Raw genomic sequence first — 11,853 nt, forward strand, 5'->3', positions numbered from 1 at the left:
CGCGCTTTAGGTTATTGTTTGAGCATGATCTTTTCGGAAAACCGCTTCGCACTTTTCCGGATCATGCTCTAGCCCGCCGCTTCGTCGAACTGCGCGCTCGCCTCCAGCCATTGCTCTTCCGCGCGCGCGAGCGCGTCGGCGGCGTTGGCGCGGGCCTTTGACAATTGCGCGGCCTGCTTGGGATCGCGCGTAAAAATGTCGGGCAGGGCAAGCGCGGTGTCGATCTTGGCGATGATCTCGGTGACGCGCGCGATCTCGGCCTCGGCTTCGGCGATGCGCTTCTTCAGCGAGCCGCGATTGTCCGACCTGGGGCGCTGCGGCTTCTCGCTCGGCGCAATGCGCTCCCGCGCGGCCGGCTCGGCATTGCGCGCGGAGAGCACCAGACGGCGGTACTCGTCGAGATCGCCGTCGTAATTGGTGACGGTGCGGTCGGCGACGATCCAGAGCCGCTCGGCGCAGGCCTCGATCAGATAGCGGTCATGCGAGACCATAATCACCGCGCCGGGGAATTCGTTGATGGCTTCGGCCAGCGCCGCGCGGCTGTCGATGTCGAGATGGTTGGTCGGCTCGTCCAGGATGATCATGTTGGGGCCAAAGAAAGTCGCAAGACCCAAGAGGAGCCGCGCCTTCTCGCCGCCCGACAATTTGCCGGCCTTGGTGTCGGCGGCCTTGCCGGAGAATCCGATCGCGCCGGCGCGCGCCCGCACCTTTGCCTCGGGCGCATCGCCCATCAGCTTGCGGACGTGATCGTAGGCTGAGGCGTCCTCGTTCAACTCGTCGAGCTGATGCTGCGCGAAATAGGCGATCGACAGCTTGTCCGCGCGCGTCACCTTGCCGGAGAAGGGCGCAAGGCGCCCAGCGAGCAGTTTTACAAGCGTCGACTTGCCGTTGCCGTTGGCGCCGAGGAGGGCGATGCGGTCGTCATTGTCGATGCGGAGCGTCACCCGGTTCAGCACCGGGGAAGCCGGATCGTAGCCGACCGATGCGTTGTCCACCGCGATGATCGGCGGCGACAGGATCTTTTCCGGCGCGGGAAAGCTGATCTCGCGCACGTCCTCGGTGACCAGCGCCGTGATCGGCTTCAGCCGCTCCAGCATCTTCACGCGCGACTGCGCCTGCCGGGCCTTGGAGGCCTTGGCCTTGAAGCGGTCGACGAAGGACTGTAGGCGGGCGCGTTCGGCTTCCTGGCGCTTGACGGCTTTGGCATCGAGCAGTTCGCGCGCGGCGCGCTGCTCCTCGAAGGAGGAATAGGTGCCCTTGTAGAGCGTGAGCTTGCCGCGCTCCAGATGCAGGATCTGGTCGACCGAGCTTTCGAGCAGGTCGCGGTCATGGCTGATCACGATCACCGTGCGCGGATAATGCGCGAGGTGATCCTCCAGCCACAGCGTGCCTTCGAGGTCGAGATAGTTGGTGGGCTCGTCGAGCAGCAACAGATCAGGGGCGGCGAACAGCGTCGCGGCGAGCGCGACGCGCATGCGCCAGCCGCCGGAGAATTCGGCGCAGGGACGCAGCTGGTCGGCGGCGGAGAAGCCGAGACCGGAGAGGATCGCGGCCGCGCGCGCGGGCGCCGAATGCGCGTCGATGTCGACGAGCCGGGTCTGGATCTCGGCGATGCGGTGCGGGTCGGTCGCGCTTTCGGCTTCGTGAAGCAGCGCGTCGCGTTCGAGATCGGCCTTGAGCACAACCGAGATCAGGCTTTCGGGGCCATTCGGCGCTTCCTGCGCGAGGCTGCCGACGCGCCAGCGCGGCGGCAGCGTCACGGAGCCGTGCTCGGCCGCGAGCTCGCCGCGGATCACCTTGAACAGGGTCGACTTGCCGGTGCCGTTGCGTCCGACCAAGCCGACGCGCGAGCCGGGCGTGATCTGCACGGAACTCTGGTCAATCAGAAGGCGTCCGGCGAGGCGGATGGAGAGATCGGTGATGGAAAGCATGCGGCCTTGTCACCGCAAGGCGCCGCGAACGCAACCCGTTTTTCTGTGGCTCAGTGACTCCAAGGCGGCGCGAATCAAATCAATGCGGATCGCGGTCGCGCCGCCTCAGCTCGTCGAGGAGATGCTCGAGATGCGTCGGCAGCCGCGGTTCGGGGCGGATGCTCTGTTGGAGCCGTTCACCCACGGCATCGCAAATCGAGCGGCTGGTGCGCCGGTCAATCTGTTCGCAGTCATGGGCAGAAGGGCCAACCATCGCGCAGGTTCCGTGTTCTCAAGGTAAAGACACGGTATCAAGTCCTTGGCCCCCAAATTGTTTCGCTGGCCGCGGGGCATGCCCGGCATTCTAGTAAAAATTGTATTAATTGCAAATACAAAGCCCCGGCGCAGGGGGGAACGCCGGGGCTTCGCTTGAAGGTACCCTGGGGAAGGTACCTGGGGCTTAAGGTGCTGTCGGGCTCAGTAGCAGCGGTTGATCAGCCGCCAGCGCGGTCCCCAGGGGGTCGGGACCAGCCGGCGCACGTAGCAGCCGCCATAACCGTAAGAGACGGGGGCATAATAGAAGCGGGGGCCGCCCCAGCCGTAGCCGTGGTGCCAGCCACCGCCGTGCCAGCCCCAGCCGCCGTGCCAATGAGCGGAGGCGGAGGTCGGTGCCAGCGCGGCACCCAGCGCGACCGCGGCGACAGCGGCAAGCGAAAGTTTCCTCAACATGGTGATCTCCTCAAAGCTGCCGGCGCGGGGCTATCGCGTCGATGAATGGGCCGCCGAAACGGTCTGCCAAATGATCGGCTTTGTGATCAGGCTTCGGTTTCGATAGGCTCGACCTTACGCCGGTGAAGCTGAACCCAATCCTCACGGGGGTTTCAGATTGGGTTCATCTGGGTGAAATTGCTGTAATCCATGCTGAATTCGGAAGCCCGGGCCCTGCGGCGAAGCGCCTGTGCGGCCGTTTGGGCGGTCGCTTGCCGTAACGCGAAGGCGCCGATATAAGCCCCGCAACTCGAAAACCACCGCTTTCTTCTTCAAGGACAAGATTATGGCCCTAGAACGCACTTTCTCGATCATCAAGCCCGATGCGACCGCGCGTAACCTGACCGGTGCGGTCAATGCCGTGATCGAAAAGGCGGGCCTGCGCATCGTCGCGCAGAAGCGCATCCGCATGACCAAGGAACAAGCCGAGACCTTCTATGCCGTCCACAAGGCGCGCCCCTTCTTCGGCGAGCTGGTCGAGTTCATGACCTCGGGCCCGGTTGTGGTGCAGGTCCTGGAAGGCGAGGGCGCGATCGCCAAGTACCGCGAGGTGATGGGTGCGACCGATCCGGCCAAGGCCGCCGAGGGCACCGTCCGCAAGCTCTACGCGAAGTCGATCGGCGAGAACTCGGTGCACGGCTCGGATGCGCCGGAGACCGCGGCGATCGAAATCGCGCAGTTCTTCTCGGGCAACGAGATCGTGGGCTGATCTCTTCAGCCGGCCTAAAGCGCGATAAAAGTCGTCGCGCTTTGGATTATTGTTTGAGCATGATCTTTCGGAAAACCGCTTCACAGTTTTTCCGGATCATGCTTTAGGCGATGGGGCGAAAGGACGTATTGTGAACTGGCTCTGGCAGATCTTCGATCCCGCTACGATCGGGGCATTCTTCACCCAGTTCCGCAATGAGATGGCCGAACCGACCTTCTGGGTTGCGGTCGGCAAGATCATCTGGATCAACGTCCTGCTCTCCGGCGACAACGCGCTGGTGATCGCGCTCGCCTGCCGCGGGCTGAAGCCGCGGCACCGGCTCTGGGGCATGATCCTCGGCGCTGGCGCAGCCGTGCTGCTGCGGATCATCTTCACCGGCGTCGTCGCCAGCCTGATGGCGCTGCCCTATCTCAAGCTCGTCGGCGGCCTTGCGCTGATCGTGATCGCGGCCAAGCTGCTGGTGCCCGAAAACGAGGACGAGGAGGGCGTCGAGTCCGCCTCGCATCTGTGGCAGGCCGTGCAGATCGTCGTCGTCGCCGACATCGTCATGAGCCTCGACAACGTCATTGCGGTCGCCGCCGCGGCCAATGGCAGCGTGCCGCTGCTGATCCTCGGCCTTGCCATCAGCGTTCCCTTGATCGTCGCCGGTGCGGCGCTGATCATGGCGCTGCTCGCCAAGCTGCCGGTGCTGGTCTGGGCCGGTGCGGCGCTGCTCGGCTGGATCGCAGGCGAGGTGATCGCGACCGATCCCGGCATCGCGCCGAAGCTGCACACGCTGTTCGACGGGCCGCTCGGCGCCTCGCTGGACAAGATGCTCACCGGCATGCGCATCCCGTTGCAATTCGGCCATGGCGGGTCGGGCGGTGAATATCTGTGCGCGGCGCTCGGTGTTGTCATGGTGTTGGTGGTCGGCACCATCTGGCGCCGGCGCAGCCTGAGCGCGGTCGCGCTGGAATCCTCCGAGCGGCACGCCAAAGCGTCGGCTGAATAACTTTCTGACCTACCGCCGCACGATCGAGCCGTTGCGGCCGATCAGGCGGGCGAGCTGGCGGAAGCGGCTGCCGACGCGGTCGGCGACGAGGTCGACGAGCCGGTGCTCGAACACCAGCATCAGATTGCGGCCTTGGCTGCGGAAATGCGTGGCCGGCAGTACGCCCGGACGTGCCGCCGAGATCAGGTGGGCGACGCGGAACGCCGCACCGAGCAGGCGTGCGCGTTCGAGCTGCGCCGGCGTCAGCAGCTCCTGCATCGTCGCCGGCGGCTGGTTCTCTTCGCTGAGGCCCGCATAGCGATAGAATACGGACAGGCCGACGAAGGCGCGCTCGGTGTGGGTGATCGCGCCGAAATTGGCGTTGACGACGAGGCTCAGCGTCTGCTCGCCGCGATGGTCCGGATGCACGCGCCAGCCGATGTCCGAGAGCAGGCATGCGGTGTGGCGCAGGCGGCGGTCCTCCGGCGTCTCGCGCAGCTTCACCACGCGTACTAGGATATCGGTCCAGGCGATCAGCTCGCGGGCATGCTTCGCCGAGCGTGACAGCAGCTGGTTCAGCTCCTCGGCCGCGCAAATCAAGCCATCCTTGTTGCGCTCGGATTCCGTCAGCTTCTCGTGCAACAGGCCCTCGCGCACGCCGAAGGTCGAGAACACGATGGTCTTCGGCTTTGCCACGCGGATGATGTGCTCGAGCACCAGCGCCGCATAGGTGAGGAGCGGCCGGCGGGCATCGGCGACGACTTCGATGTCGGCGAGCGTGCCGGTGGCGGCCAGGCGGCGCAGACGGCGCGAGAAGTCGAGCGCTTCAGCCGCGGGAATCGAGTAGCCGTGCATCACCTGGAGCGGATAGCCGCTCTGGATGATGTGGATGCGCGCGAGCGCGCGCCAGGTGCCGCCGACGGCGTAGAAGGTGCGGCCGCGTCCACCGGTCAGCAGCTGCACCTCGTCGATCTCCTCGCGCACGATGCGGTCGGCGCGCTTGAGCGATTTGTGCGCGAGGTCCTGCAGCGCGAGGCCGCCGAGCGGCAGCGTCACGCCGCTGCGCACGCTGTTCCGGCGCACGTCGATCAGTTCGAGCGAGCCACCGCCGAGATCGCCGACGATGCCGTCGGGAAGATGGATGCCGGAGATCACGCCGAGCGCCGACAGCCGCGCCTCGCGCGGACCGGACAGGATCTCGATCTTCACCGCGCAGATCCGTTCGGCCTTGGCGATGAAGTCGGGCCCGTTGGAGGCGTCGCGGCAGGCCGCGGTCGCGATCGCGAACACGCGGCCGACCTGCATCACGCGGCACAGCGCGCGGAAGCGCTTGAGCGAGGTCAGCGCCTTGTCGACGGCATCGGGCGCGAGCAGGCCGGTGCTCTGCACCTCGCGCCCGAGCCCGCACAGCGTCTTCTCGTTGAAGATCGGGATGAGGCTCCGCGTCAGCCCCTCATAGACGACGAGACGGACCGAGTTGGAGCCGATGTCGATGACCGCGACGCTCGAGCCGCGCTTGCGCGGCCGCTTCACTTCGACGGTCCCGGATCAGGATTGATGACGTTCATTACGGCGCGTGAGGCGGCGCGGCGAGGATTCCTTGAGCGACTTTCCACGGCCAGACAGACTCGGATTTGTCATGAAGTAGTTGTGCACGTTGAAAGGCTCCTCGCCCTTCGCGGCCTTCATACGCGTTGAGGACCCGTCCGGCAACAATTGCCAGCTCTGCTCATTGTCCTTCAGGTTGGCGACCATGATCTGTTCGAGAACCTGCTGATGCACCGTGGGATTTTGCAGCGGACACAGCACCTCGACGCGGCGGTCGAGATTGCGCGGCATCATGTCGGCCGATGAGATATACACAGCAGCTTTCGCGCTCGGCAGCCCCTGGCCCATGCCGAAGCAGTAGATTCGGCCGTGCTCCAGGAATCGTCCGATGATCGACTTGACGCGGATGTTCTCGGACAGGCCGGGAATGCCGGGCCTGAGGCAGCAGATGCCGCGCACCACGAGCTCGACCTGCACGCCGGCCTGCGACGCCTCATAGAGCGCGTCGATGATGTCGGGGTCGACCAGTGCATTCATCTTCATCCAGACCGCGCCGGGACGGCCGTGCTTGGCATGCGCAGTCTCGCCCTGGATGTGCTCGATGATGCGCTTGCGCAAGGTCAGCGGCGACACCGCCATCTTCTCCAGATCGCTCGGCGCGGCATAGCCGGTGATGAAGTTGAACACGCGCGCGGCGTCACGACCGATGGTCGGATCGGAGGTGAAGTAGGAGAGGTCGGTATAGATACGTGCGGTGACCGGATGGTAGTTGCCGGTGCCGGTGTGGACGTAGGTGGTGAGGCTGCCGCCCTCGCGGCGCACGACCATCGAGAGCTTTGCGTGCGTCTTCAGCTCGAGGAAGCCGTAGACGACCTGCACGCCGGCGCGCTCGAGGTCGCGCGCCCAGCGGATGTTGGCTTCCTCGTCGAAGCGCGCCTTGAGCTCGATCAGCGCGGTGACGGACTTGCCGGCTTCGGCGGCCTCGGCAAGCGCGCGCACGATCGGCGAGTTGTTGGAGGTACGGTACAGCGTCTGCTTGATTGCGACGACGTCGGGATCGCGCGCGGCCTGCTGCAGAAACTGCACGACGACGTCGAAAGATTCGTACGGGTGGTGGACGATGAGGTCCTTCTGGCGGATCGCCGCGAAGATATCGCCGCCATGCTCGCGCACGCGCTCGGGATGGCGCGGCACGTAAGGGGTGAATTCGAGGTCGGGACGGTCGAGACGGGTGAGCTGCGAGAGCTCGTTCATGGCGAGCACGCCGTCGACCAGGAACACCTCGTCGTCGGCGGCCGACAGCGCGTGCTGCACGAAGTTGCGCAGCTCCTCCGGCATCTTGGCGTCGATCTCGAGCCGGATCACGGATCCGCGGCGGCGGCGCTTCAGCGCCGTCTCGAACAGGCGAACGAGGTCTTCGGCCTCTTCCTCGATTTCGAGCTCGGAGTCGCGGATGATGCGGAAGGCGCCCTGGCCGTGCAGATTGTAACCGGGGAACAGGCGGTTGATGAACAGGCTGGTGGCCTGCTCCAGTGAGATCAGCCGCACCTTGCCATCGGCCGGCAGGCGGATGAAACGGTCGATCTTGCCGGGCATGCGGATCAACGCGTTCATCTGCTTGCCGTCGGCCTCGCGCGTCAGCTGGAGCGCGATGGTGAAGCCGAGGCTCGGAATGAACGGGAAGGGGTGGGCCGGGTCGATCGCGAGCGGCGTCAGCAGCGGGAACACGTTGTTGAGGAAATAGTCCTCGATCCAGGTCCGCTCCGCCTTGGTGACGTCCTTGCCGTCGACCAGCACGATGCCGACATCGGCCAGCGTGCCGCGCAGGTCGCGCCAGATCGCCTGCTGGTCGGAGGCGAGCTGGGAGACGGTGCGGTTGATCAGCGCCAGCTGCTCGGATGGCGTCAGGCCGTCGGGCGCGCGCTCGGCAATGCCCTCGCGCACCTGGGCCTTGATGCCGGCGACGCGGACCATGAAGAACTCGTCGAGGTTATTCGCCGATATCGACAGAAATCGCACCCGCTCCAGCATGGGGTGGCTGGGATTGACCGATTCCTCCAGGACGCGGCGGTTGAAATGCAGCCAGGACAGCTCGCGATTGATGAACCGCTCGGGCCTCGTGGCGATTGCCGGCAGGCCATCGGCCTCAGGGGCTTTTTCTTTAATTTCAACGGCTTGCGCTGATTCCATGAGAAGTCGGTCCATCCAATTCGCCTCTTTGCGACTTATGCGCAAAACCGGCGGGAGCATGTGTTAGTGCGATGACGTTTCGATGACATTGATGTTCCGCCGCCGCGCCGCGTCAAGCGGCCAAGGGTGGCTGAGGCGGCCGAGGGCGGCCGGCGCTGCTCAGGCGTCCCGCAGCAGCTCGGCGGCCAGCGCCCTCGTGACGGGACGCCCGAGCCGCAGCGCCTCGCTGTCGAGCAGCTCCACAGCCTGCCGGGCAGCGGCCGAGGACCGCTCCAGGCGGGTGGCGAGATAGCTGACGACGCTCTCGTCCACCGTGAGCTGGCGATCGGCGCAGAATTTGATGATCAGACCGCGGAAAAGCTGGTCGTCGGGAGCGAACAGCGAGATGACGGGAACGGCGCGCAGGCGCGAGCGCAGGTCGCGCAGCTCGATCTCGAGGGATGCCGGAATCTCACGTCCGGTGAAGAGGATGTAGGCGCCGTCCTCGCGGGCGAGGTTCATCAGATGGAAGAGGGCGCGCTCGTCAAAATTCCCGGCCTTGAGATCCTCGACCACCAGCGCGCCGGTGGCGAGCGCGCCCGGGACACCTGCGGCGGTCAGCGCATTGGCCGTGGTCGAGCGCGCGCCGGCCTCTTCGGCCCAGATCGTGGCGAGATGGCTCTTGCCGCTGCCTTCGGGACCGGCCAGCCACATGATCCGGTTCGACCATTCCGGCCAACTGTCGATCAAGGCGAGACCGGCGGCATTCGCGGGGCCTTCGAGGAAATTGTCCCGGCTGAGGCTCTCCGCATGCGGAAGCGAAAACGCCAATTGTCGGGGATGAACGCGGCCTGCCACGCTTGCTTTGCTCCGTGCCGGCGCGCCGGCCGTGTTTGACGAGATTCGACTTCATCGAGCGGGAGTTGGCCTTTTGCGGGGCCAAGGCCCCACTGAAAAGTCCGCAACTCACCTGTCCCAACTCATTTGGCCTCGATCGTGCTCATGTGCCGCAGCCACTCGACGAGGTAGAGCGACACCGAAGAGAGCGTGAAGACCGTAACGAGGCCCATCAGGACGATGTCATAGGGCGCCGGCTTGAAGCCGAAGGCAAGCGCGGCCAGCACCAGGGCTGCGTAGGAGACCTGGGCCGCTGTGTTTAGCTTGGATACTTTCGACGGCTTCATCTCGACGGGCTTGTCGAACAGCCAGGATACGATCACGGCTGCGACGATCATGATGTCACGCGACACCACCAGGATCACGATCCAGCGCGGGATGTCGCCCCAGATGCCGAGCGCGAGGTAGATCGACACCAGCAGCGCCTTGTCGGCGAGCGGGTCGAGCAGGGCACCGAGCTCGCTCGTCATGTTGAAGCGCTTGGCCAGAAAGCCGTCGACGGCATCGCTGATGCCGGCAATCAGGAAGACGGCGAACGCCACCTCCATCTGGCTGGACACGATGGCCCAGACAATGACCGGGACGAGCATGATGCGGCCCAGGGTAATGATATTCGGAATACTCACGCGGCGCTTCCCGGCACCCGGTCTGACCTCGAATCCGGCCCCCAGGGAGGCTGAACCGGTTGATATCTCTACATAGTATAGGGCGGGGCGCTACGCTTGCCATTGCGCATCCCCGGAATTCGACGTAACCAGCCGCAAACCCACTGGAAATCGGGCATGACCGACCGCAAAAACGGCCTCACTTACGCCGATTCAGGCGTCGATATCGACGCGGGCAACCGTTTGGTCGACCTGATCAAGCCGATGGTGCGCGCCACCGCGCGGCCCGGCGCCGACGCCGAGATCGGCGGCTTCGGCGGCCTGTTCGATCTCAAGGCGGCCGGTTTCAAGGACCCGGTCCTGGTCGCCGCCACCGATGGCGTCGGAACCAAGGTCAAGATCGCGATCGAGACCGGGCTGCATGGCGGCATCGGCATCGACCTCGTCGCCATGAGCGTCAACGATCTCGTCGTGCAGGGCGCCGAGCCGCTGTTCTTCCTCGACTATTTCGCCTGCGGCAAGCTCGACCCCGAGGCCACGGCCTCGATCGTCGCGGGTGTCGCCGAGGGCTGCCGGGAATCCGGATGCGCCCTGATCGGCGGCGAGACCGCCGAGATGCCCGGCCTTTATCAGGACGGCGATTACGACCTCGGCGGCTTTGCCGTCGGCGCCGCCGAGCGCGGCACGCTGCTGCCGCGCAAGGACATTGCGGCGGGGGATGCCGTGATCGGCCTCGCCTCGTCGGGCGTGCACTCCAACGGCTTCTCGCTGGTGCGCAAGATCGTGGAACAATCCGGCCTCGGCTTCGAGGCGCCGGCGCCGTTTGCGCCCGTGATGACGCTCGGCGGCGCGCTGCTGACGCCGACGCGGCTCTACGTCAAATCCTGTCTTCGCGCGATCCGCGAGACCGGCGCGGTGAAGGGGCTCGCCCATATCACCGGCGGCGGTTTCACCGACAACATTCCGCGCGTGCTGCCGAAGGATCTCGGCGTCGGCATCGACCTCGCGCGTCTGCCCGTGCTGCCGGTGTTCAAATGGCTGGCTGCCCAAGCCGGCATCGCCGAGCTCGAAATGCTGCGCACCTTCAATTGCGGCATCGGCATGATCGCGATCGTCGAGCCCGACAAGGTCGACGAGGTTGTGCGGGTCTTCACCGACTCCGGCGAGACGGTCGCGCAGCTCGGCACCGTAATCCCGGCCGAGGGCGAGCATCGCGTCGTCTATAACGGCCATCTCGATCTGGCACTGTGATGAAGCGCCGCGTCGCCATCCTGATCTCCGGCCGCGGCTCCAACATGGCCGCGCTGATCAGGGCCGCTGCTGCGGCCGATTTCCCGGCGGAGATCGCGCTCGTGATCTCGAACAAGGCCGATGCGCTCGGGCTCGAACGGGCCAAGGCGGCCGGCGTGAACACGCTGGTGATCGAGAGCAAGCCGTTCGGCAAGGACCGCGCCGGCTTCGAGAAGGTGCTGCAGGCTGCGCTCGATCAGCACGGCATCGAGCTGATTTGCCTCGGCGGCTTCATGCGCCTGTTCACCGCCGAGTTCACCAAGGCCTGGTATGGGCGGATGCTCAACATCCATCCCTCGCTGCTGCCGTCGTTCCCCGGCCTCGATCCGCACGGCCAGGCTTTGCGCGCCGGCGTCAAGCTGTCCGGTGCGACTGTGCATTTCGTGATCCCCGAGACCGATGCGGGCCCAATCGTGATGCAGGGCGCGGTGCCCGTCAGCGACCACGACACCGCGGACACGCTGTCCGAGCGCATCCTCGAGGTCGAGCACCGCATCTATCCCGAAGCGTTGCGGCTGCTCGCGACCGGCAAGGTCAAGATCGAGGGCGATGTCTGCAAGACGGCGGGAAGCTCTGCGTCGGAGAATTTTCTGGTTGCGCCGGTGGTGGGCTGAAGCTTCACCCGCGTTTCGCCTCCTCAAACAAAATCCCCCGGCAGAGCCGGGGGAACGTCGTGATCTCTCGCGCTTGGCGTTGAGAGACATCAGGAGACCTTGAGGTTCTCCGCGGATGACTTGCCGCGGTTCTCCACGAGGTCATATTCAACCACCTGGTTCTCGTTGAGGGTCGAGAGTCCGGCGCGCTCGACGGCGGAGATGTGAACGAATACGTCCTTGTCGCCGCCGTTCGGCTTGATGAACCCATAGCCCTTGGTCGGGTTGAACCATTTGACGGTGCCCTTTTGCGACATCCTCAGTCTCCTCCACTAGATATAAAAAAGACGCGGCCGCTGTTTCGCGTGCCACGCCACAAACGGGCTTCCGGAAG

The 11,853-nt window shown here is 65.3% G+C and carries 12 protein-coding genes; 5 read left to right on the plus strand and 7 right to left on the minus strand.

The genetic code is table 11. The annotated features are described in order from the left end of the window. Positions 1–68 precede the first annotated feature (68 nt). Positions 69–1,931 carry an ABC-F family ATP-binding cassette domain-containing protein gene (locus tag AC5V87_RS18920; protein ID WP_456838802.1) on the minus strand — a complete coding sequence of 621 codons (1,863 nt, stop codon included), beginning with the start codon at positions 1,929–1,931 and terminating at the stop codon, positions 69–71. Here AC5V87_RS18920 and AC5V87_RS18925 point away from each other — a divergent pair. Continuing rightward, positions 1,918–2,211, plus strand: coding sequence for a hypothetical protein (locus AC5V87_RS18925; RefSeq protein ID WP_456843578.1), 294 nt, complete (start codon positions 1,918–1,920; stop codon positions 2,209–2,211). The genes AC5V87_RS18920 and AC5V87_RS18925 overlap by 14 nt on opposite strands. A gap of 176 nt (positions 2,212–2,387) precedes the next feature. Here AC5V87_RS18925 and AC5V87_RS18930 read toward each other — a convergent pair whose 3' ends face one another. Beyond that, entirely contained in the window at positions 2,388–2,639 is a 252-nt protein-coding gene (locus AC5V87_RS18930) for a sulfur globule protein precursor (protein WP_456838801.1), read from the minus strand. A 325-nt stretch (positions 2,640–2,964) separates the two neighbouring features. On the opposite strand from AC5V87_RS18930, the gene ndk reads away from it, so the two are divergent. After that, the gene (ndk, locus tag AC5V87_RS18935; protein WP_456838800.1) at positions 2,965–3,387 is read left to right on the plus strand and encodes a nucleoside-diphosphate kinase; all 423 of its coding nucleotides are present in this window, start codon (positions 2,965–2,967) and stop codon (positions 3,385–3,387) included. Positions 3,388–3,517: 130 nt separating this feature from the next. Next, on the plus strand, positions 3,518–4,378 hold the full coding sequence (locus AC5V87_RS18940) for a TerC family protein (RefSeq protein WP_495367439.1): 861 nt from the start codon (positions 3,518–3,520) through the stop codon (positions 4,376–4,378). A 9-nt stretch (positions 4,379–4,387) separates the two neighbouring features. Here AC5V87_RS18940 and ppx read toward each other — a convergent pair whose 3' ends face one another. From ppx to AC5V87_RS18960, 4 genes are all read right to left on the minus strand, one after another. Next, positions 4,388–5,890 carry an exopolyphosphatase gene (gene ppx / locus AC5V87_RS18945; protein WP_495367440.1) on the minus strand — a complete coding sequence of 501 codons (1,503 nt, stop codon included), beginning with the start codon at positions 5,888–5,890 and terminating at the stop codon, positions 4,388–4,390. Positions 5,891–5,905: 15 nt separating this feature from the next. Beyond that, positions 5,906–8,095, minus strand: a complete 2,190-nt coding sequence (locus AC5V87_RS18950) for an RNA degradosome polyphosphate kinase (protein ID WP_456843354.1) — start codon at positions 8,093–8,095, stop codon at positions 5,906–5,908. A gap of 159 nt (positions 8,096–8,254) precedes the next feature. After that, positions 8,255–8,932, minus strand: coding sequence for a P-loop NTPase family protein (locus AC5V87_RS18955; RefSeq protein ID WP_495367441.1), 678 nt, complete (start codon positions 8,930–8,932; stop codon positions 8,255–8,257). Between the two features lie 122 nt (positions 8,933–9,054). Further along, positions 9,055–9,597: a CDP-alcohol phosphatidyltransferase family protein gene (locus tag AC5V87_RS18960; protein WP_456838796.1), complete on the minus strand. Its 543-nt coding sequence runs from the start codon at positions 9,595–9,597 to the stop codon at positions 9,055–9,057. Between the two features lie 156 nt (positions 9,598–9,753). On the opposite strand from AC5V87_RS18960, the gene purM reads away from it, so the two are divergent. Both purM and purN read left to right on the plus strand, forming a co-directional pair. Then, a complete protein-coding gene (gene purM, locus AC5V87_RS18965) occupies positions 9,754–10,827 on the plus strand; it encodes a phosphoribosylformylglycinamidine cyclo-ligase (protein WP_495367442.1) in 1,074 nt (357 codons plus the stop codon). Further along, positions 10,827–11,480: a phosphoribosylglycinamide formyltransferase gene (gene purN / locus AC5V87_RS18970; protein ID WP_456838794.1), complete on the plus strand. Its 654-nt coding sequence runs from the start codon at positions 10,827–10,829 to the stop codon at positions 11,478–11,480. The genes purM and purN overlap by 1 nt, the downstream gene beginning before the upstream one ends. 89 nt (positions 11,481–11,569) lie before the next feature. Here the strand turns inward: purN and AC5V87_RS18975 are convergent, their stop codons facing one another. Beyond that, positions 11,570–11,776 (minus strand): cold-shock protein, encoded by a 207-nt coding sequence (locus AC5V87_RS18975; protein WP_084803483.1) that lies wholly within the window; start codon positions 11,774–11,776, stop codon positions 11,570–11,572. Between the last annotated feature and the right edge of the window lie 77 nt (positions 11,777–11,853).

The organism is Bradyrhizobium sp. SOJA106 (assembly GCF_059448745.1).

What these genes read in the sequence shown, in the direction of transcription:
- AC5V87_RS18975 (WP_084803483.1), bottom strand. Translation starts at nt 11,776, where the DNA reads ATGTCGCAAAAGGGCACCGTCAAATGGTTCAACCCGACCAAGGGCTAT.
- ndk (WP_456838800.1), top strand. Translation starts at nt 2,965, where the DNA reads ATGGCCCTAGAACGCACTTTCTCGATCATCAAGCCCGATGCGACCGCG.
- AC5V87_RS18920 (WP_456838802.1), bottom strand. Translation starts at nt 1,931, where the DNA reads ATGCTTTCCATCACCGATCTCTCCATCCGCCTCGCCGGACGCCTTCTG.
- purM (WP_495367442.1), top strand. Translation starts at nt 9,754, where the DNA reads ATGACCGACCGCAAAAACGGCCTCACTTACGCCGATTCAGGCGTCGAT.
- AC5V87_RS18950 (WP_456843354.1), bottom strand. Translation starts at nt 8,095, where the DNA reads ATGGAATCAGCGCAAGCCGTTGAAATTAAAGAAAAAGCCCCTGAGGCC.
- AC5V87_RS18930 (WP_456838801.1), bottom strand. Translation starts at nt 2,639, where the DNA reads ATGTTGAGGAAACTTTCGCTTGCCGCTGTCGCCGCGGTCGCGCTGGGT.
- purN (WP_456838794.1), top strand. Translation starts at nt 10,827, where the DNA reads ATGAAGCGCCGCGTCGCCATCCTGATCTCCGGCCGCGGCTCCAACATG.